General features: G+C 45.7%; 25 protein-coding genes and 1 pseudogene. 20 read left to right on the plus strand and 6 right to left on the minus strand.

Annotation, left to right across the window (positions count from 1 at the left end; translation table 11 throughout):
- The first annotated feature begins 90 nt into the window (after positions 1–90).
- Entirely contained in the window at positions 91–1,002 is a 912-nt protein-coding gene (locus D5S11_RS13100) for a diacylglycerol kinase (RefSeq protein ID WP_015239327.1), read from the plus strand.
- A 147-nt stretch (positions 1,003–1,149) separates the two neighbouring features.
- On the plus strand, positions 1,150–2,535 hold the full coding sequence (gene rlmD, locus D5S11_RS13105) for a 23S rRNA (uracil(1939)-C(5))-methyltransferase RlmD (protein WP_108725128.1): 1,386 nt from the start codon (positions 1,150–1,152) through the stop codon (positions 2,533–2,535).
- A 189-nt stretch (positions 2,536–2,724) separates the two neighbouring features.
- Here rlmD and D5S11_RS13110 read toward each other — a convergent pair whose 3' ends face one another.
- A complete protein-coding gene (locus D5S11_RS13110; protein WP_015416986.1) occupies positions 2,725–3,192 on the minus strand; it encodes a hypothetical protein in 468 nt (155 codons plus the stop codon).
- Between the two features lie 343 nt (positions 3,193–3,535).
- On the opposite strand from D5S11_RS13110, the gene D5S11_RS13115 reads away from it, so the two are divergent.
- On the plus strand, positions 3,536–4,489 hold the full coding sequence (locus D5S11_RS13115; protein ID WP_003155721.1) for an ABC transporter ATP-binding protein: 954 nt from the start codon (positions 3,536–3,538) through the stop codon (positions 4,487–4,489).
- Positions 4,490–5,365: an ABC transporter permease gene (locus D5S11_RS13120; protein WP_047935418.1), complete on the plus strand. Its 876-nt coding sequence runs from the start codon at positions 4,490–4,492 to the stop codon at positions 5,363–5,365.
- A gap of 67 nt (positions 5,366–5,432) precedes the next feature.
- Here the strand turns inward: D5S11_RS13120 and D5S11_RS13125 are convergent.
- The 3 genes and pseudogenes from D5S11_RS13125 to D5S11_RS13135 all read right to left on the minus strand — a co-directional run.
- Positions 5,433–5,686, minus strand: a pseudogene (locus tag D5S11_RS13125) (TIGR01741 family protein); the annotation flags it as partial.
- A 91-nt stretch (positions 5,687–5,777) separates the two neighbouring features.
- Complete coding sequence (locus D5S11_RS13130; protein ID WP_094032660.1) at positions 5,778–6,233, minus strand: TIGR01741 family protein; 456 nt, start codon at positions 6,231–6,233, stop codon at positions 5,778–5,780.
- Positions 6,234–6,252: 19 nt separating this feature from the next.
- Positions 6,253–8,259, minus strand: coding sequence for a T7SS effector LXG polymorphic toxin (locus tag D5S11_RS13135; RefSeq protein WP_108725127.1), 2,007 nt, complete (start codon positions 8,257–8,259; stop codon positions 6,253–6,255).
- Positions 8,260–8,547: 288 nt separating this feature from the next.
- Between D5S11_RS13135 and D5S11_RS13140 the strand changes: the two genes are divergently transcribed.
- The 8 genes from D5S11_RS13140 to D5S11_RS13175 all read left to right on the plus strand — a co-directional run bounded on the left by D5S11_RS13140 (position 8,548) and on the right by D5S11_RS13175 (position 12,656).
- Positions 8,548–9,267, plus strand: a complete 720-nt coding sequence (locus D5S11_RS13140; RefSeq protein WP_003155709.1) for a YebC/PmpR family DNA-binding transcriptional regulator — start codon at positions 8,548–8,550, stop codon at positions 9,265–9,267.
- Between the two features lie 180 nt (positions 9,268–9,447).
- Positions 9,448–9,696: a spore coat protein gene (locus D5S11_RS13145; RefSeq protein WP_128424625.1), complete on the plus strand. Its 249-nt coding sequence runs from the start codon at positions 9,448–9,450 to the stop codon at positions 9,694–9,696.
- A 146-nt stretch (positions 9,697–9,842) separates the two neighbouring features.
- The gene (cotJA, locus tag D5S11_RS13150) at positions 9,843–10,091 is read left to right on the plus strand and encodes a spore coat-associated protein CotJA (RefSeq protein ID WP_007408933.1); all 249 of its coding nucleotides are present in this window, start codon (positions 9,843–9,845) and stop codon (positions 10,089–10,091) included.
- Positions 10,075–10,338 (plus strand): spore coat protein CotJB, encoded by a 264-nt coding sequence (cotJB, locus tag D5S11_RS13155; RefSeq protein WP_007408934.1) that lies wholly within the window; start codon positions 10,075–10,077, stop codon positions 10,336–10,338. Before cotJA ends, cotJB begins: the two co-directional genes overlap by 17 nt.
- 14 nt (positions 10,339–10,352) lie before the next feature.
- Positions 10,353–10,922 carry a spore coat protein CotJC gene (cotJC, locus tag D5S11_RS13160; RefSeq protein WP_003155700.1) on the plus strand — a complete coding sequence of 190 codons (570 nt, stop codon included), beginning with the start codon at positions 10,353–10,355 and terminating at the stop codon, positions 10,920–10,922.
- 88 nt (positions 10,923–11,010) lie between these two features.
- Positions 11,011–11,544 carry a GNAT family N-acetyltransferase gene (locus D5S11_RS13165; RefSeq protein ID WP_007408935.1) on the plus strand — a complete coding sequence of 178 codons (534 nt, stop codon included), beginning with the start codon at positions 11,011–11,013 and terminating at the stop codon, positions 11,542–11,544.
- Positions 11,545–11,574: 30 nt separating this feature from the next.
- Complete coding sequence (locus tag D5S11_RS13170; protein WP_007408936.1) at positions 11,575–11,853, plus strand: YesK-like family protein; 279 nt, start codon at positions 11,575–11,577, stop codon at positions 11,851–11,853.
- A 113-nt stretch (positions 11,854–11,966) separates the two neighbouring features.
- Positions 11,967–12,656 carry a YetF domain-containing protein gene (locus D5S11_RS13175; RefSeq protein ID WP_020953931.1) on the plus strand — a complete coding sequence of 230 codons (690 nt, stop codon included), beginning with the start codon at positions 11,967–11,969 and terminating at the stop codon, positions 12,654–12,656.
- Between the two features lie 32 nt (positions 12,657–12,688).
- Here D5S11_RS13175 and hmoA read toward each other — a convergent pair whose 3' ends face one another.
- Both hmoA and D5S11_RS13185 read right to left on the minus strand, forming a co-directional pair.
- Positions 12,689–13,015, minus strand: a complete 327-nt coding sequence (hmoA, locus tag D5S11_RS13180) for a heme-degrading oxygenase HmoA (RefSeq protein WP_003155696.1) — start codon at positions 13,013–13,015, stop codon at positions 12,689–12,691.
- An 84-nt stretch (positions 13,016–13,099) separates the two neighbouring features.
- The gene (locus D5S11_RS13185) at positions 13,100–13,462 is read right to left on the minus strand and encodes a VOC family protein (protein ID WP_007408938.1); all 363 of its coding nucleotides are present in this window, start codon (positions 13,460–13,462) and stop codon (positions 13,100–13,102) included.
- A gap of 161 nt (positions 13,463–13,623) precedes the next feature.
- On the opposite strand from D5S11_RS13185, the gene D5S11_RS13195 reads away from it, so the two are divergent.
- The 8 genes from D5S11_RS13195 to D5S11_RS13230 all read left to right on the plus strand — a co-directional run bounded on the left by D5S11_RS13195 (position 13,624) and on the right by D5S11_RS13230 (position 19,971).
- Positions 13,624–14,490 (plus strand): STAS domain-containing protein, encoded by an 867-nt coding sequence (locus tag D5S11_RS13195; protein ID WP_007408939.1) that lies wholly within the window; start codon positions 13,624–13,626, stop codon positions 14,488–14,490.
- A gap of 282 nt (positions 14,491–14,772) precedes the next feature.
- The gene (locus D5S11_RS13200; protein WP_039062804.1) at positions 14,773–15,801 is read left to right on the plus strand and encodes a sulfate ABC transporter substrate-binding protein; all 1,029 of its coding nucleotides are present in this window, start codon (positions 14,773–14,775) and stop codon (positions 15,799–15,801) included.
- 15 nt (positions 15,802–15,816) lie between these two features.
- Positions 15,817–16,653 carry a sulfate ABC transporter permease subunit CysT gene (gene cysT, locus D5S11_RS13205; protein WP_039062747.1) on the plus strand — a complete coding sequence of 279 codons (837 nt, stop codon included), beginning with the start codon at positions 15,817–15,819 and terminating at the stop codon, positions 16,651–16,653.
- Positions 16,654–16,663: 10 nt separating this feature from the next.
- Positions 16,664–17,527 carry a sulfate ABC transporter permease subunit CysW gene (gene cysW / locus D5S11_RS13210; protein WP_039062748.1) on the plus strand — a complete coding sequence of 288 codons (864 nt, stop codon included), beginning with the start codon at positions 16,664–16,666 and terminating at the stop codon, positions 17,525–17,527.
- A 13-nt stretch (positions 17,528–17,540) separates the two neighbouring features.
- Complete coding sequence (locus tag D5S11_RS13215) at positions 17,541–18,611, plus strand: sulfate/molybdate ABC transporter ATP-binding protein (protein ID WP_039062749.1); 1,071 nt, start codon at positions 17,541–17,543, stop codon at positions 18,609–18,611.
- Positions 18,612–18,729: 118 nt separating this feature from the next.
- Positions 18,730–18,903 (plus strand): YezD family protein, encoded by a 174-nt coding sequence (locus D5S11_RS13220; RefSeq protein ID WP_003155693.1) that lies wholly within the window; start codon positions 18,730–18,732, stop codon positions 18,901–18,903.
- A gap of 29 nt (positions 18,904–18,932) precedes the next feature.
- Entirely contained in the window at positions 18,933–19,235 is a 303-nt protein-coding gene (gene ribR / locus D5S11_RS13225) for an FMN riboswitch-binding regulator RibR (protein WP_007408940.1), read from the plus strand.
- Between the two features lie 91 nt (positions 19,236–19,326).
- A complete protein-coding gene (locus D5S11_RS13230) occupies positions 19,327–19,971 on the plus strand; it encodes a Bax inhibitor-1/YccA family protein (RefSeq protein WP_012117028.1) in 645 nt (214 codons plus the stop codon).
- Positions 19,972–19,992 lie beyond the last annotated feature (21 nt).

A 19,992-nucleotide genomic window follows, 5' to 3' on the forward strand; every position in this document is an offset into this window, starting at 1 on the left:
ATATTGTTGCGATTTTCTCAAGTCATAGTATAATTAAAGGTTGTTAGTGTTAATAATGGATCGGATACTCTTAAGTAGGATGATGAGATAATGAAACGTGCACGCATAATATACAATCCGACTTCAGGACGGGAGCTTTTTAAGAAAAATCTTGCCCAGGTCCTGCAAAAATTTGAACAAGCCGGTTATGAAACCTCCACCCATGCCACCACATGCGCGGGGGATGCCACCAACGCCGCAAAAGAAGCCGCTTTGCGGGAGTTTGACTTGATTATCGCAGCCGGCGGAGACGGAACGATTAATGAAGTCGTCAACGGCCTTGCGCCGTTAGACAAACGCCCGACACTCGGCATCATTCCGGTCGGCACGACAAATGACTTCGCCAGAGCGCTGGGCATTCCGAGAGAGAATATACTGAATGCCGCTGATACCGTCATTAACGGCGTAGCCCGCCCGATCGACATCGGACAGGTGAACGGTCAGTATTTTATCAACATCGCCGGCGGAGGCCGTCTGACGGAGCTGACGTATGATGTGCCGAGCAAACTGAAAACGATGCTCGGCCAGCTTGCTTATTATTTAAAGGGAATGGAAATGCTGCCTTCACTTCGACCGACAGAAGTCGAGATTGAATATGACGGCAAGCTGTTTCAAGGCGAAATTATGCTGTTTTTAGTGACGCTGACCAACTCGGTCGGCGGATTCGAGAAGCTGGCCCCTGATTCCAGCCTAAATGACGGCATGTTTGATTTAATTATTTTGAAAAAAGCCAATCTCGCGGAGTTTATCAGAGTCGCGAGCATGGCGCTCAGAGGCGATCATATTAACGATCAGCACATTATTTACACAAAAGCGAACCGTGTGAAAGTCAATGTATCAGAAAAGATGCAGCTGAACCTGGACGGCGAGTACGGCGGCATGCTGCCGGGCGAATTCGTGAACCTGTACCGGCATATTCACGTCATCATGCCGAAGGAGAAAGCGGAACAGCTGGATGATTAATACGTGGACAAAATCCTAAAACAGTATTCGTTTTAGGATTTTGTCATCTTTTCAGCGTGATCGGAAACCTTTGAAGGCTGACATTGAATTTGAAGGTTTGCCAGCACGCTGAAACAAGGCTATTGGTAAAACTAGAGGTGATTATAGATGAAAATGAAACCCCCGATAGAAAAAAATGAATACTATGATGTGACATTTGAGGATTTGACGCACGAAGGAGCGGGCGTCGCAAAGGTTCAGGGCTTCCCTATTTTCGTGCCGAACGCCCTGCCTGAGGAAAAAGCGCAAATCAAAGTGACACGCGTCAAAAAAGGCTTCGCTTTCGGCCGCTTAATCGAGCTGAAGGAAGAAAGCCCGCACAGAACGGATGCCCCGTGCCCAATCTACAAACAATGCGGCGGCTGCCAGCTTCAGCACATGACCTATGAAGGCCAGCTCTTGTTTAAACAGAAACAAGTCAAAGACGTCTTAGAACGGATCGGCAAGCTGAACCTTTCAAAAGTCATCGTGCATCCGACGCTCGGCATGGAAGACCCGTGGAACTACAGAAACAAAGCGCAGGTGCCGGTAGGAGAACGGGAAGGCGGACTCGTCGCCGGATTCTATCAGCAAAGAAGCCATGACATCATTGACATGAGCGCCTGCATGATCCAGCAATCCAAAAACGACGAAGCCGTTCAAGCCGTCAAAGACATTTGCGCCTCATACGGCGTCAAAGCCTATAACGAAGAACGCCACAAAGGCTGGCTCCGCCACATCATGGTCAGATACGGCGTCGTCACGGGCGAAATGATGATCGTCTTTATCACTAGAACAAGCGATTTTCCGCACAAAGCGAAGATCATCGAAGACATTACGGCGCAATTCCCGCACGTCAAATCGATCGTGCAAAACATCAATTTAAACAAAACAAACGTCATCTTTGGGAACGAAACAAACGTCATCTGGGGCGAAGAATACATCTACGACCTCATCGGAGACGTCAAATTCGCCATCTCCGCCAGATCGTTCTATCAGGTCAACCCGGAACAGACAAAAGTGCTCTACGACAAAGCGCTTGAGTACGCGGAGCTGCAAGGGGAAGAAACCGTCATCGACGCCTACTGCGGCATCGGAACGATTTCTCTATTTCTGGCGAAGCAGGCGAAGAAAGTATACGGCGTCGAAATCGTGCCGGAAGCCATCGAGGATGCAAAACGCAACGCTGAGCTGAATGGCATCACAAACGCGGAATTCGCAGTCGGAGAAGCGGAAACCGTCATTCCGAAATGGTATAAAGAAGGTATCACGGCCGACACCCTCGTCGTCGACCCGCCAAGAAAAGGCTGCGACGAAGCCCTCCTGCGGACAATCATCGAGATGAAACCGAAGCGGGTGGTGTACGTATCCTGCAATCCAGGAACGCTTGCAAGAGACCTGCGGGTGCTTGAGGATGGCGGGTACGTGACGCGCGAAGTGCAGCCTGTGGATATGTTCCCGCATACGAATCATGTGGAGTGTGTGGCTGTGCTGGAATTAAGAGAAGGCAACTAACCCTTAGGGATGGTTGCCTTTTTTTAATCCGCATTTTTTTTGCATTCAGGACGAACTCGTGACATGAGAGGAGTACCAGAAGATGTTTGGTTGACGCCTATAATATAGCTTTCTATACACCTCTTTATGTAATAAAGGGTACCTTTTTAGGAACCCTTTATTAATATTCACTCTAGAGGGGCAGCTTTTTTAATACACTTTCATATCTTGTTTTTTCTCCTTACTAATCATTACTTTTTCTAAATAACTCTTAAGAAATACATTATCTATCCTATCCGGAATGTAACCCAGACGTTTATTTAATATATTCTCTATGATATACATTTTCTTTGTGTAATATTGGTAACTATCCGTTGCGATTTGAACATTTTCTGATTCATTTCCCTTTTCTGATTCAAGTCGAGATTTATATAGCTGATCATACTTCTGTTTGCGTATTTTTCTTGAGAGCCGCAGTAAATGAAATAATTCAATTGTTGGCAGAGTCATTAGTTCTGGTGTAGACTTATCCAAATCTAATTCAGAAGTATGCTCACGATATTCTATGATTTCACGTTTGCCATCTCTCTGAACATTATGTATGTACATTAAGCAAAAACTACAGTAATACTGATTATCCTTTTGAATTGAAGTTGCACAATAAGGGCATGTTTCCATTACGTTCTCCTTTCTGAATATTCTAAGATAATATGTATTTCGGTTACAAACAAGAATTTTAAATAGTATTAGAGATTCTTAACCAATAAAAACCCTTTTTATGATAAAGGGTTTATTGATTACAGCATGTATAAGTTTCATGCAAAATCAATAAGTGATCCCTATGTATAGAAAATCCACCGAGCCTAAACCCAATAACAAAACGCGAAAATAATAAATTATATCGTTATAATTATTTATAAAAAGATAATAAAGTTGGATAAAAATGAGAAAATCCTGGCGGGAATGACGATATAAAGTTAGTGAACAACGGTATAGAATCTTACTTTTCGAGGTGAACAGAATGGGAGAAGAACAAGACATTATTACAGTAACGGATCTTCGTAAAAAATATGGATCATTTGAAGCAGTGAAAGGGGTATCCTTTTCTGTCAAACGCGGCGAGCTGTTTGCATTTCTGGGAACGAACGGCGCAGGAAAATCGACCACTATCGATATTCTCTGTACGCTGATTAAAAAGACATCCGGAAAAGTGGTAATAGACGGTTATACGCTTGGTGAGGGGAAAGAGAATAATCATATCCGCAAAAAGATCGGAGTTGTTTTCCAAGAGAGCATTTTGGATGAACGATTGACCGTTTATGAAAATATCATGAACCGCGGACAATATTATCATTTAAGCAAGGCACAAGTGCAAGAGAACTATCAGTTTGTAACAGACTATTTAAAATTGGATGATATTAAGGAGAAAAAATACAGCGATTTGTCAGGCGGACAAAGAAGAAGAGCAGATATTGCCCGTGCCATCATCCATAAACCGACAATATTATTTTTAGATGAGCCTACTACAGGTCTTGATCCGCAAACGAGAGTTTTTGTTTGGAATGCGATTAAAAGGCTGCAGGAAGAAACAAACATGACGATCTTTTTAACGACCCATTACATGGAGGAGGCCGCTGTGGCTGATAACGTTGTGGTCATCAAAGAAGGACGTCTGATCGCAGAGGGTACACCGAGTCAGCTGAAAGATCAATATGCGTTTGACAGTCTGCATATGATGTTTAAGCAAGGCGTTGATCCGACTGCATGGTTTGAAAATAAACAACTGGATTTTACGGTTAAAAACTCTATTTATTCCCTTCGTGTAGAGTCCACTCTCCAAGCGTTTGACATTTTGAAAGGTCTTGAAGGAAAAATTGAATCTTTCGAGGTGATTAAAGGGAATATGGATGATGTGTTTATCCATATTATCGAAGAACAAGGAAGCAGTTTGCCAGTAAAGGGGAGCATTGCATAAATGAAGTCTTTATCCAGTTTAATCAGCAGAAATATAAAAATATACTTCCGTGATCGAACTCTTTTGCTTCTTTCTTTGCTGTCAGTATTTATCGTCATTCTGTTATATGCCGTGTTCTTACAGCAGACACAGCTGGACGCCATTAAGGCCTTGGTCGGTTCGACAGATGATTCCAAAGCAATGGTGAACGAATGGATGGTGGCGGGATTGCTGTCCATTACAGCTGTGACAACGACTTTAGGCGCTTTCGGAATTATGGTGAAAGATAAAGAAAGCAAGAGAACGTATGACTTTTTAACAGCTCCTTTATCAAGGGCGACCATCCAATTGAGCTATGTCATTCATTCATTTGTCATCGGCTTGATCTTTTCATTCATCGCCTTTTTAGGCTGTGAAATTTTTCTCGTTTCATCAGGCAGCAAACTTTTAAGCGGTACAGATATACTTGAAGTATTGGGGATTATTATTCTTTCAGTTGCACTGTCAAGCTCCATTAATTTATTTTTAACGCTGTTTATTCACACACAAAATGCATTTTCGACGTTAAGTACGATTGTCGGAACAGCCATCGGTTTTTTATGCGGAGTATATGTGCCGATCGGCGGCGTACCGGTGTTTGTGCAGAAGATTATTATGTATTTCCCTATCAGCCACACCGCTGTTCTGTTCAGAAAAGCGTTTATGACAGACTCAGTTGATAAAGTATTTAAACATGCTTCTGCGGACCAAATACAGGAATATGAAAAGCATTACGGGATCGTCTACAAGTTAAACGGCCATTTTATCAGTACGGCTGCGAGCTTGTGGGTCATTGTCATTACAGCCATCATATTTACCGTCATATCTATTTTCATATTTAAAAAACAAAATAAATGACCTCCTCAGACGATACATAACGATGTAACAGGCAGCATCCGTTTACTGGATGCTGCCTGTTTTGTTTATCATTATTCTTTTTGTGCTCAATTCTAAAGAGTTCTCGGATTTCTCTTGAAAAGTGTTGAAGATATCTTTATTTACACTGTATCGGGCAGATATATCTTGTGAATAAATAAGTTGATGTTTTTCTGGTGTCGTGAAGTGAAAGAGGACCATGGTAGAGTCATCTAATACTTCTGCATAAAGATATACTTTTGCCCATTCACAAGGTATGATGTCATTTAATTTCTGACTAATAAGCTGGTACAAATCTTGCATTTTTTTAGTTTCCAATCTTTTCAACTCCGATTGTCGAAAAATCCTAGTTATAAAAAATAGCCCAGCAGAGAAGCGCTGGGCCATTATTGATTTATAGACCGAAGTAGCTTATTACAAATTCTTTATCGTCCTCATCTTCAGGCAAAATCCCCAAGTTTTGATATTCCCATATTGCGATTCTTTCATATCCATCTAAATCTGATGCTAAAATATCATCATAATTATAATCTAATTGGAATTCTCCGCTACGATCCAATGTTAGTGTAAGGTTAGTCCAAACATCATCGTTATTATTTCTGTGTTCAGTTTTTAATTCTTCAAAAAGTTCTCTTAGTTCTCTTAACAACGTCTTGAAAATGTCCTTGCTTACGTTGTAATGGCTAGGTATATCTTGTGAATAAATAATTTGATTATTTTCGGGTGTTCTGAAGTGAAAAAGAACCATTGTGGAATCATCTAATACTTCTGCATAAAGATATATCTTTGTCCATTCACCAGGTATAATGTCATTTAGTTTTTCTCCAATAAGTTGATATAAATCTTGCATTCTCTTAGTTTCCATTAGGTTAACCCCCTCGCTGATTTTTAATAGAGACGCTTATTTCTTTTCTGCTCCCAATTTTGTAGGTTACATCGAAATATGATGGTCTAAGTGAATCTCCAGAATAGACTGGTTCTATTTGAACTGCTACTTTTTTAGGTGGTTTTTTGCTTAGGGCTTTTGCCCACTCTTGCTCCATCTCATACCATTTCCCGCCGCTCCTATTAATCTGAGAGTTCATCGGCACGATGTTGTCGAATTGGCCTGAGCCTTTGAATTGGGTGGCGATTAGGTGGCCTCCGTCGTCATCTGTCAGACGGTCTGGTTTACCTGCTTTTGACTGTGCATATTGGTTGCGTTTTGCTTCTCCCAGCTGCAAGTCTGCTTTGACACTTGTAATTCTACCATAGTTGTCAGTGGTGTACGTGTAGCCTTCTTTTGTTTTGTAGATGACATTCGGCTTCAATACTTTCTTTCTGGTCCATTTCGCAAAATGCTCGCCGTATTTGACCGTTACCGGCGGTACATGCGGTGCCGGTGTCCGTCTGCCGCTTGCGGAGGTTCCGTACGGTTTCGGCAGGATGACCTTGGCGAATTTCTGAAGTCCTTCTTTAAGTGTGACCCCGTTGACTGCGTTGTAAGGAACGCCCGCCGGCACTAAGTCGTGACGCGGATGATACGGGAGAATATCAGCCAGGGTGAGATCTCCCATTTGATTTAACTTGGTTTTGGCGCGTTTTTTTGATACTTCGATGCCTGTGTTTACTTTTTGTTTGATGTGATCAACGGTTTGTTTTGAGACCGTTATCGCTTTTTGAGCTGTGGCGGATTTGCTTGCTGCTGTTTTGACTTTGGTTGTCACTTTGGCGGCTGTGCCTGTTTTTGAGACGGCGCCGACGCCTTTTGTGCCGACGACTGATGTCACAACGGTGCCCACTGCATATGACACCCATCTTGCTCTGGAGTAGGTGTCGCCATTCACCATGTCTTTTTGGTATGATTCTTCGATTGCCGCTGAAATGGCTTCATACGTTTTGATCGGGTGAGCCACCGCTCCTGTAATGGCTTCAACCGTTCCGCCCGGATCTGTGACCATATCCCACAGGCCTGTGACCGCGTCTTTTCCGGAATCATAAAGGCCGACGGCAACGCCTTTGAAACCGTCTGTAAGTTCACGCGTGTTTTCAATTTGAGTGAAGTAGCGCTGCTGTTCTTTTGTCAGGTTTTTATAGCCGATCGTTTTGGCCATTGAATAGAATTCATCGGCATTCGCATAATCGTAGTTTTTCAGTCTTTCTTTCAGTTTTTCAATCTCACGCTCTTTCGCTTCTTCCTTTTTAATCGTCAAATAAGCATCCGAATGTCTTGAAATCTCGTCTTTTTTCTTATGGATGTCGCTTTCTCGGTACGCCTTGGCATTGTAGTGAAGCGGCGTGGCGTTTTTTCCTTTGCCTGTAGCGTTTTGGAGCTGCTGGAAATCTGCTTGGATAAAATGTTCATTTGCTTCGGTTTCTGCGTATTCTTTCGTTAGATCGTGATCAAGCTTGCCGAGCTTATGTATCGTTTCGCTTCTTTTTTTGATAGCTGAAGAAAGCTTCTGATCTGTGCTTTCCGTTGAAAATAGATCAAGCGAGATGATGTCATCGATCTCACCGAGGATGGAGCGCATGTCCTTTTTCTGCTCTTCCATAATTGCCTTTGATTTACTGAGGGCGTGGGTGAGCTCGTGCTCCAGAAATGATTCTTCTACATGAGATCCGGAAAGACCTGCGTCTTCGATTTTGCCGGGAAGGCTTGTGAGAAATGCGATTTTCATGTCGATCAGATCAAGCCAGCTGTCTGTGACGCCGGCGTGGTCCTTAAAAAAAGCTTTGATGTTATTTGCGCCCCGGCCTGAGAAATCATTGTCACCAAGATCAGCCATACCTTGAAACGCTTTTTTCAGATTGACCATTTGGCCGCGGAGTTCTTTGTATTCACCCGCGCGCTGCTTGGCGGCGGCGAGGAGGGTGGTTGCTTCGAAAACTTTCATGACCATATCCTTTCTTTTGTTCGATATCAAAATTTTACCACGTGAGTCAGGATATACAGTGTAGGAAATAGGTAATAAGAATAAAATGAATCTTTTGGCTTGCGACTTCCTTCCTGTATGAAGGGAGGCTTTTTATGTTTTGTATAATAACCCTCACATTCGGCTTACTGTTTTAAGCGTGCCTGTTTTTTTCTAATGTCTTACACTCGAAACAACCCAACCGCTGAGGTATAATAGAAGCAGAGTATTTATCATACAGATTCAATTCGTGAAAGAGAGTGGAACAAAATGGGCCGTAAGTGGAACAATATTAAAGAAAAGAAAGCATCGAAGGACGCAAATACGAGCCGGATTTACGCGAAGTTCGGCCGTGAGATTTATGTGGCGGCAAAACAAGGCGAGCCAGATCCGGAATCGAACCAGGCGTTAAAAGTGGTGCTTGAGCGCGCGAAGACGTACAGTGTGCCGAAAAATATTATTGAGCGTGCGATTGAAAAGGCGAAAGGCGGCGCGGAGGAGAACTTTGACGAGCTGCGTTACGAAGGTTTCGGGCCGAACGGTTCAATGATCATCGTTGATGCGTTAACGAATAATGTAAACCGCACGGCGCCTGAAGTGCGCGCCGCATTCGGGAAAAACGGCGGAAATATGGGTGTGAGCGGGTCTGTCGCTTACATGTTCGATGCGACTGCCGTTATCGGCGTTGAAGGCAAGACGGCGGATGAAGCGCTGGAATTGCTGATGGAAGCTGATGTGGACGTGCGCGATATTTTAGAAGAGGATGACAGTGTGATCGTGTATGCCGAGCCTGACCAATTCCATGCCGTGCAGGAGGCATTCAAAAATGCCGGCGTTGAAGAGTTCACGGTTGCGGAGCTGACGATGCTTGCGCAAAATGAAGTCGAGCTCCCGGAAGATGCGAAAGCTCAATTTGAAAAGCTGATCGATGTGCTGGAAGACCTCGAAGACGTACAGCAGGTTTATCACAATGTAGATTTAGGCGAATAAAGACAAAAAGGCCGGGGCGGCATAAGTTCCGGCCTTTTTAATTTTGCTTATGCGGTCGGCCTGTATCGTATTTCTCCGTAAGCAATTATTGATTATTTCGCCAAAACTGGGCGGATGCCCATACGTTTCCTTCCGCATGTCATAAACTGGACTGTAACCTATGTGAAGGAGCGATAAATCATGAATGAAAGAAGACCGATTTACGGCGGCGGCTATGGCGGCTACGGAGGCTACGGAGGCTACGGTGGCTACGGCGGCTTCGGAGGATATCCGGGATACGGTTTCGGCGGCGGCTATGGCTACCCGGGGTACGGTTTTGGCGGCTACGGCGGCTACGGAGGCTACGGAGGATATCCGGGGTACGGTTTTGGCGGCTATGGCGGCTACCCGTTCTATCATCATCATCATCGGGACAGCCAATATATCTGACCATTCGGGAAAAGCACTCTTGGAACAGCAAGAGTGTTTTTTTGTGACCGTTTCTAAGCGCTGGCTTTTTTATTTTCTTACAGGGCATAAATGCCGATACGGATTCATACCTATTAAGGTCATGTGTTTAGGAAAGGAGGATCGTAATGAAAGAAAATCAGCCGTTTACACCGGTCAAATCCTATAAACCCTTCCACAGCCGGTTTGATCCCTGCCCGCCGATCGGGAGAAAATACTTCAGAACGCCGCCGCATCTTTATATGCGGTTTCAGCCGTATCACTTGGAGCAGTTTTCTCCGATGGAGGCATTGAGAAAAGGGACCCTTTGGAAGGATCTTTACGATTTCTATGATAATCCTTATCGGGGGGGAATCGAATATGGCGAAAAAGATTGATGATGAATATTATCGGCTGCTGGAGCAAATTCAGGCGGCGGACTTTGTCTTGGTGGAGCTGACGCTTTATCTGGATACGCATCCCCATGACCGTCTCGCGCTTCAGCAGTTTCATGAATATTCCCGGTACTCAAGGCAGCTGAGAAAACGGTTTGAACCTGAGTACGGACCGCTTCTGCAATTCGGCGTGAGTCAGGTCGGCGCTCAATGGGACTGGGGCCGCGGTCCTTGGCCATGGCAAGTATAAGGAGGGATCTGTAAATGTGGGTATATGAAAAAAAGCTGCAGTATCCGGTTAAAGTCAGTACATGCAACCCGATGCTGGCTAAGTTTCTCATTGAACAATACGGCGGGGCGGACGGCGAATTGGCCGCAGCGCTCCGGTACTTAAACCAGCGCTACACGATTCCTGACAAGGTGATCGGCCTGCTGACGGATATCGGCACGGAGGAGTTTGCGCATTTAGAAATGATTGCGACGATGATTTATAAGCTGACAAAAGATGCGACCCCGGAGCAGCTGCGTGATGCAGGGCTCAGTGATCATTACGTCAACCATGACAGCGCGCTGTTTTATCACAATGCGGCCGGAGTTCCGTTCACAGCGTCTTACATACAGGCGAAGGGAGATCCGATCGCTGATTTATATGAGGATATTGCGGCTGAAGAAAAGGCGAGAGCGACGTATCAATGGATTATTGATATTTCCGATGATCCTGACCTGAATGATTCACTCCGTTTTCTGCGTGAGCGTGAAATCGTCCACTCTATGCGTTTCAGGGAAGCGGTTGAGATTTTAAAAGAAGAACGTGATAAGAAGAAAATTTTTTAAACGGCCCTCAAACACGACGGCTGTTTTTTTCCTTTCTGCGTTTGGTCTATAATGAAGGTGTCGAATATTCTGATTACAGGAGGATTTTATGACACCTTTTACGATTACGGAGGAGAAGGCGGGGGCATTCCGGGTCACCTCCGCCCGGAAAGATGATGCAAAAGAGGTCATGGATCTGCTCGTGCAAGCGGCAGAATGGCTTCGCGATAAAGGGTCGAACCAGTGGAGCGGCCTTCTGCAAGGGGAAGATACCCACAATATGCGGGAGGCGATCGCCCAAGGGTATGTTTTTTTATTCAGGCAGAATGAAGAGCTGGCCGGCGTCGTCATGCTGCTTCCCGAAGCAAGCGGGTGGGACAGACGTCTTTGGGGCGATGAAGGACATGAGGAGTCCGTATATCTCCACCGGCTGGCGATTAACAGGCGGTTTGCAGGGGCGGGGCTCGGCCGGACAATCATGACTTGGGCGGAGACGGGTGTGTCTTGTCCGGGAAAAACGAAAATCCGGCTCGATTGCGTGTCCGAAAACAAGGCGCTTCAGTCGTTTTACAGCGGAATGGGGTACGAATCAAAAGGACCCGCGCCGGGTTATCATTTGTTTGAAAAAAAGGTGAGCAAATAAAAAGCTACTCATGACGGAGGTGCAAAAGACATGGGGTTTTTTTTTCTGATCTGTCTGGCCGCATTTTGTCTTAACTTTGCCGTATCGGCTGTGCTCCGCAAGAAATGGCCGAAAAAGATGTGGCCTGAGTGCCTTTTGGCGGTGCTGGGCCTGACTGCTTTCGGTACGGTTGTTTACAGCATTTTCGGTGTCGGCGGCTGGGAAGGAATGGGCTTGGGGCTTGCCGCGATGTTTGCGGGTTCCGGAGCGGCTGCCGGTTATGCCGCTGAGGTGTGCTTACGGGTCGTCAGATCGAATCAAAAACAGTAAGCAGAAGTGAAAAAACGCGGCCTCGGCTGCGTTTTTTTGTGTGTTGCCGGCCGCTGTATAGAAAACAGGCGAATGTCCATAATGGTAATGACTTTTAAGAAGAAGGTGCGAATATGGGACATTTACTTACAGTGGCTTGGGAGTTAGTATGCGGTTTGGGTATTTTATTTGTGATTTTAAAATTGCTTGGAAAAACTCAATTCTCGCAAATTACGCCGTTTGATTTTATTTCCGCGCTCATCCTCGGCGAACTGGTCGGAAATGCGGTGTATGATAAAGGCGTCAGGATTTTTGAAATCATTTTTGCCTCTCTGTTATGGGGGGTTTTAATTTATCTCATCGAACTGATTACGCAGAAAGTAAAAAGCTCCAGAAAGCTGTTGGAAGGCGAGCCGAGTATTATCATACATAAAGGAAAACTGAAATATGATGTGCTGAAAAAGAATAAGCTGGACATTAATCAATTGCAAAGCCTTCTCAGACAGGCGAATTGCTTTTCCATACAGGAAGCGGAGTACGCGATTTTAGAAACAAACGGGATGGTCAGTGTCCTGCCGAAATTTCAATATGACACGACGAAAAACGGCGACATGCAAATAAAGCCGAAGCAGGTCTCTTTGCCGGTCACGCTGATTATTGACGGCGAAGTGCTGTATGAAAATCTGAAAGAAGCCGGGCTGGAAGAAAAGCAGCTGAATCAGGAGCTGAAAAAGCTGAACATCAAAAAAACGGAGGATGTGCTGTATGCGGAATGGAAGCCCGATAAACCGCTGTTTGTCCTGCCGTATGAGGAGAAAAAATAAAAAGAGCATTGCCCTGGGGCAAATGCTCTTTATTATTTTTCATGTACGCCTGTTTTAACGGCTCTGACATGATACATACCGACATCCGTCCCAAGCATATAATCAGGTTTCGGCTTGCCTTGGTTTGCTTTGTGGGCCGCGATGTGGTCTTCGCTTTTTTCCCATTGTTTCCAATGGTCTTCTGACTCCCAGCGGATTAACACGACGACTTCTTCATCACCGCGGCGGACTTTTTTTTCCAGGACCGTTACGTCTATCAAACCTTCCTGCTTTTCAATCACGCCTTCTGAACTGAAGCGTTCGATTACTTTGTCGGCATGTCCTTCTTTTACGGTCATTTTTCTGATTTGCACAAACATCTGGCAGCTCTCCAATCCTTTTCACGCTTTATCCAACATTTTAAATGAAAATGATTCTCAAAGTCAATTAAGGTGCATGACGGATTACGATTTCAGGAGAAAGACATGACCATCCTCATCTTTAAATTGCACGAAGCTGCCCCATTCCATTTGTTTCGGTTCATCTAAAAAGGTGATGCCGTTCTTTTTCATCTGTTCGTATGCGGCAAAGACATCTTCACACTCAAATACGATAGAAGCCTTCATATGCTCGGCCCCTTTCATCATTGATTTCGGATAAATCACCAAATGAGTGGCGGCCCCTTTGGGCGCTACCTCAAGCCAGAAGGCGCCCGGGCCCATCGGATGCTCGGCTACGGTTTCAAACCCCGCTTTTTCCGTCCAGAATGTTTTCGCTTTTTGCTGATCATCAGTGTATACGGCGACTGTTGCGATTTTTTTGATCATCATACTGACCTCCTGTTTCATTTCTTTTATAGTGTATCCTCCTGCCGAAAAAAGCAATCAACAGCTTTAATGTGCAGGCTTTTTTTAATTTCTCTAGTACGATCGGCGATTCCGATTTATAATTTAGACAAAAGTACATATTCTTGAAAGAGGAGACGGCAGTGAACAAAGACCAATTACTTCATGATTATATTATTACACATTCGGCAGAGCTGACGGAAAAATGGCTCAAGCTGAGACGGAAGCTGAGAGGGCGTTTTTATTCTGCGGATCAATTAAGTGAGGAAATGAAACGGCTGCTGATCGAGCAGCATACCTTTACAAACACGGTCATCGCAAGCGCTTTTTTGGAGGATCCGGCCGTTTTTCAGCATAACAAAGAAAAATGGGCCGCACAGGTAGCGAAAAGCAGAGTGGAGCAAGACGCGGAGGTTCATGAGGTCGTTGAGGCGATCGGCAATTCAAGAACCGTCTTTTGGGAGGCGGTCACCCGTTTTATGGATGAGCATCAGGACATCGTAACAAACGAGGATGCCCGCCGCTGGAATCACCTTGTCAACGGCTCGTTTGATCAGCTGATGACGGATTTTACTGAACAGTTTCAGAAATTAATGATCGCGAGGCTGTCATCTCAGCAGGAGCTTATTTCCGAATTGAGCTGTCCGGTTATTTTGATCGCGGATACGATCGGCACTCTGCCGCTCATCGGATCGATTGATACGAGACGGGCACGCGTGATTTTGGAGTCGGTGCCGGAAAACTGTGTCGCCAAACGGATCACAAACCTTGTGATTGATCTGTCCGGTGTGCCCATTGTCGATACGATGGTGGCGCAGCAATTGTATATGCTGTCGAAAACGTTATTTCTCCTCGGCATCAGAACCGTGTTTTCCGGCATTCGGCCTGATGTGGCACAGACTTCTATCCAATTGGGGCTTGATTTTTCAGAGTATCAAACTTACGGCTCCCTGGAGCAGGCGCTCGCCAGCATGGGTGTCACATGTGTGATCGAGGAAGCAAAAGCATAGAAAAAAGGGTGCTCCGTCCAGAGGCGGGGCGCTTTTTTTGTCAGCGGAAAACAATTTAAATATTCTAAAACTCAGTTGACAGCTAGGGATAGTTTGAATTATTCTTATACACATCGAACCGGCACAAATAGCTGATCGTACACAAACGAAAGCTGGCCGTTCTGCCCAAATCTGATACCGGTATAATTGCCCATCAGTCAACTGAAGGCATATTATTTCTCTTTTTTGAAAGGGGATAATATGCCTTTTTTTATGCGGAAAAAGAGAGGAGAAATCAGGCACATGAAAAAAACAGCGGCATTTTTAGTATTGATCTTATTGGCAGGGGCACTGTCAGCCTGTCAATCTGAGTCCGGCAGCGCGTCATCAGACGGAAAGACCGTTCAGCTGCTGAATGTATCGTATGATCCGACACGGGAGCTGTATAAAGAGTATAATCAGGCCTTTTCTTCCTATTGGAAAAAGAAAACGGGTCAAGATGTAACCGTTCAGCAGTCGCACGGAGGTTCGGGGAAGCAGGCCAGATCCGTAATAGACGGACTTGACGCTGATGTCGTAACGCTTGCTTTAGGTTATGACATTGATTCGATAGCAGAAAAAGCCCGGCTCATTGATCAAAACTGGCAGTCACGTCTGCCGGATCAATCAACTCCTTACACGTCAACCATCGTATTCTTAGTCAGAAAAGGGAATCCGAAACACATCACTGATTGGGCTGACTTGGTGAAAAAGGACGTTTCGGTCATTACGCCCAATCCGAAAACATCGGGCGGAGCCAGATGGAACTATTTAGCGGCATGGGCATATGCGGATAAAACGTATCATCATGACGACACGAAAATCAAACAGTTTATGAAAGACCTCTACGGCAATGTGGAAGTGCTTGATTCAGGGGCGCGCGGAGCCACGACCAGTTTTACAGAAAGAGGGATGGGGGATGTGCTGATCGCCTGGGAAAATGAGGCCTATCTCACACTAAAGGAATTCGGCAAGGAGAAATTTGAGATTGTCAATCCTTCAATCAGCATTCTGGCTGAGCCTCCTGTCTCGGTCGTCGACAAAACCGCGGATAAAAAAGGAACAAAAAAAGCGGCTGAAGCATATTTATCCTATCTCTACAGCAAAAAAGGGCAGGAGATCGCCGCGAAGAATTTTTACCGGCCTCGCGATAAAGAGGTTCTGAAAAAGTATGAAAAACAGTTCCCGCAGATTAAAACGGTGACGGTAGAAAAGGAATTCGGCGGCTGGAAAAAAGCGCAGGAAATCCATTTCAATGACGGCGGAACCTTTGACAGCATCTATGAGAAATAGAAAGAGGAAACGAGTATGAGAACGTTACTTTTCAAAAAAACAAAATCGTCCGTGATTCCGGGTTTCGGATTAACGATGGGATTTACATTTTTATATATGGCCGTTTTGGTTATCGTGCCGCTGTCCATGGTGTTTTTTCATACGATGTCAATGGGGCCCGGGGATGTCTGGCATATCATTTCTGAGCCGAGGGCCGCGGCTTCCTATCGGCTGAGCTTCTTGACTGCGGGTTGCGCCGCTTTGATCAATGCGGTTTTCGGCGTTGTCATCGCCTGGGTGCTGACGAGATATGACTTTCCGGGGAAAAGGCTGGCTGACGGTCTGGTTGATCTGCCGTTTGCGCTGCCGACAGCCGTCGCAGGCATTACATTAACGGCAATGTATTCACCGGACGGCTGGATCGGACAGCTGTTTCCTTTCCGTATTTCCTTTACGCCGATCGGCATTGTCATCGCACTAACGTTTATCGGGCTGCCTTTTGTCGTCAGGATGGTTCAGCCCGTCTTAGAAAATCTCCAAAAGGAAACGGAAGAAGCATCTGCTTCACTTGGAGCTTCGAAATGGAAAACCTTCCAAAAGGTCATTCTGCCGGAGCTTTCTCCTTCTATTATATCGGGTTTCGCATTATCTTTTGCCCGCGCCCTCGGGGAGTATGGTTCTGTCGTTTTTATCTCGGGCAATATGCCGTTTAAAACCGAGATTTCCCCGCTGATCATTATGACGAAATTAGAGCAATACGATTATGCCGGGGCGACGGCTGTTGCGGCAGTCATGCTTGTCATCACATTCTTCATTTTATTCGTCATCAATGGATGGCAATGGCTCACCGCGAGAAAATACGCAGGAAGGTAGGGGATATGCCATGCAGCTGGAAACAGCGAAAACAGCCGTGCCAAAGCGGGAGATGCGGGAATCACCCGTTGTGAAATGGGTGCTGATCTCAGGGGTCCTGCTCTTTTTGTCCATATTTTTAATCATGCCGCTTGCATTCATATTTATTGAAGCTTTTAAAAAGGGAGCGGAAGCATATATCCTATTTGTCACGCATCCGGATTCCCTTGCCGCGATGAAATTGACGCTCCTCGTCGTTTTCTTCACGGTGCCGCTGAATACGCTGTTCGGCGTCGCCGCGGCGTGGGCTGTGACCAAATATGAATTCAGGGGGAAAAGTCTGTTTATGACACTGATTGATCTGCCGTTTGCCGTGTCTCCGGTAATCGCGGGTTTGATCTTTGTCCTTTTGTTCGGGCTTCACGGCTGGCTTGGTCCATTTTTACTTGATCACCAGATAAAAATCGTATTCGCCGTCCCGGGAATCGTACTTGCATCCTTGTTTGTGACGCTCCCTTTCATCGCCCGGGAATTAATACCGCTTATGCAAAGCTTAGGAAATGCTGAAGAAGAAGCCTCCGTCACGCTAGGCGCGGGAGGCTGGAGAACGTTTTGGCATGTCACGCTTCCTAATATCAAATGGGGGCTGATCTACGGCGTGATTTTGAGCGCGGCCCGGACAATCGGCGAATTCGGCGCCGTATCAGTCGTTTCCGGTCATATCAGGGGTGTTACCAACACGCTCCCGCTTCATATCGAAATTTTGTACAACGAATATCAGTTTACGGCCGCTTTTGCGGCGGCCTCCGTCATGTCGGTTTTTGCGATTGCGACACTGTTTTTGAAAAACATCATTGAATGGAAAGCCGGTTATCGTTCTGTCAAAGCCGGATGAGGAAGGAGTCATTATGGAGATTACGATCGACAGTATTTCTAAGCATTACGGAAACTATCAGGCATTGCGGGATATCAATCTTCACGTCAATAATGGCGAGCTGGTTGCGCTTCTCGGCCCGTCAGGCTCAGGCAAAACGTCATTATTGAGAGTCATTGCCGGTCTTGAGCAGGCGGATGGGGGACGTGTCCTGTTCGGAAAACAAGATGTGACGGATACGCATGTGAAAAGCAGACATGTCGGTTTTGTGTTTCAGCACTATGCGTTATTCAGCAAGATGACGATTTTTGAAAATGTCGCCTACGGATTAAAAGTCCGTCCGCGAAAGCAGCGTCCCGCCAAAAAGGAAATTGCCGAAAAGGTGAGAGAGCTTCTGGCGCTTGTGAAACTGGAACCTTATGAAAAGCGCTATCCCTCGCAGCTGTCAGGCGGACAAAGACAAAGAGCCGCCCTCGCACGCGCCTTGGCCGTAGAACCGAACATTCTGCTGTTGGATGAACCGTTCGGCGCGCTTGACGCCAAAGTAAGAAAAGAGTTAAGGCAATGGCTCAGACGGCTTCATGATGAATTCGGCATGACAAGTATTTTCGTCACTCACGACCAGGAAGAAGCGCTTGATGTCGCCGACCGCATCGTCATTATGAATGAAGGTGCGATTGAACAGATCGGAACGCCGCAGGAGGTGTATGATCACCCCGCAAATCCGTTTGTGTACGACTTTCTCGGCAGTGTCAACGTATTTGAAGGAAGAGTGGAGGAAGGAAAGCTGATCACCGGAAACGCGGCAATACCTGTCGGGCATACTGATCAGGACAAGGGGATCGCTTATGTGAGGCCACACCATTTTACCGTAGAAAAAAAACCGTCCGGTCTGCATTCATTTGAAGCAAAGGCGGCTCATATCCGCGCCATCGGACCGTCCGTCAGATTGGAAGCCGTCCGTACCGACACAGGCCAGCACTTGGAGATTGAGCTCTCAAAAGAGCAATATGACGCCTTGGGGGCGGGCGTCGGCGACACGGTTTATATCAAAGCGAAGGAAGTGAAAGTTTTCGCAAAGAAAACATATCCAAAAATTGTGTAAATGTTATTGATTTCTGAATGAAAACATAATAGTATAATTATATATTTCTTATCAGAATAGTATGGATTAAAACGCTCATTGTCAAAAGACGAACGGCCAGACATAAAGGGGGAGCATGATGACGTCCAAAGGAAACGTAGATCCGCATGTGATCGAAAAGATTATCAGCGCGCTGGAAACGCTCGATTTCGGGACTGTTCAGATCACGGTTCATAATTCCCAAGTGACACAAATTGATAAGGTGGAGAAATATCGATTTTCCCTGAAGAGCAAAGAAGTAAAACAATCTTAAAAAACAGCCAATGACAGGAGGCGGTACATATGAAGCATTCAACTGTTCCTTTCCGGGAGAGCCGGTATCTGCACCTGCCCGAAGTGCGCTTTCTGCATTGGTGCACGAAGCAATACGGCATTAACAAAGGCGTGCTCAATACAATTGACGGCTGGTTTTATGATGCGGGCGTCATTCCGATTCCCGTCAGGCGTCTTTATGTGCTGGCATTTCTCGATTTCGCGAAAACGCCGGGGCAGAAGGGGAATATCCGATTCGGGCACGGCGGATTGACGAAAAAACTGCATGATTTCATGGATATGCAGGAGTGCGCAGCAAAACGTCAGGCCTGACATCCTTAAAATCTTCTTAAAATCATGCAAATTTCTCCCATTTTATTTATAATAGACCTATCAAGATCATTTTTTTGGGAGGACTTTTGACATGCAAACTGCTGCTTATGAGAGCAAACAATCTATTATGCAGCGCATTATAACGGTATTTGTGTTTACACTGTTAGTTGCGACAATCGGCCTGTATACGGGTCAGTTCATTCCGCCGGCATTGATGCTGCCGCTGTCGATCTTAGAGGTTGTCATGATCATCGCCGCGTTTTGGCTGCGCCGAAAAAAAGCCGTCGGATATGTGTTTGTCTTTTCATTCGCTTTCATTTCCGGAATGACGCTGTTTCCGATTATCAGCCATTATGCGTCCGCAGCGGGGGCCTATGTCGTATTGGAGGCATTCGGTTCATCGTTTGTGATTTTTGCGGTGCTCGGCACGATCGGCGCTAAGACGAAAAAGGACTTGTCGTTTTTATGGTCCTTCTTGCTTGTCGCTGTCATCGCGCTTCTCGCAGTGGGGATCTTTAATATTTTCAGCCCGCTGAATTCCGCCGCCATGATGGCGTATTCCGTCATCGGAACGATTGTGTTTTCAATGTACATCTTATACGATCTGAACCAGATCAAGCACCGGGACATCACGGCTGACCTGATTCCTTTGATGGCATTGACGCTTTATATCGACTTTATTAACCTGTTTATCAACCTGCTACGGTTTTTCGGAATTTTAAACAGTGATGATTAACCGCGCGAAAAAGGCGCCCTG

This window comes from Bacillus sp. L75 (genome assembly GCF_003676355.1).
GTDB lineage: Bacteria > Bacillota > Bacilli > Bacillales > Bacillaceae > Bacillus > Bacillus velezensis.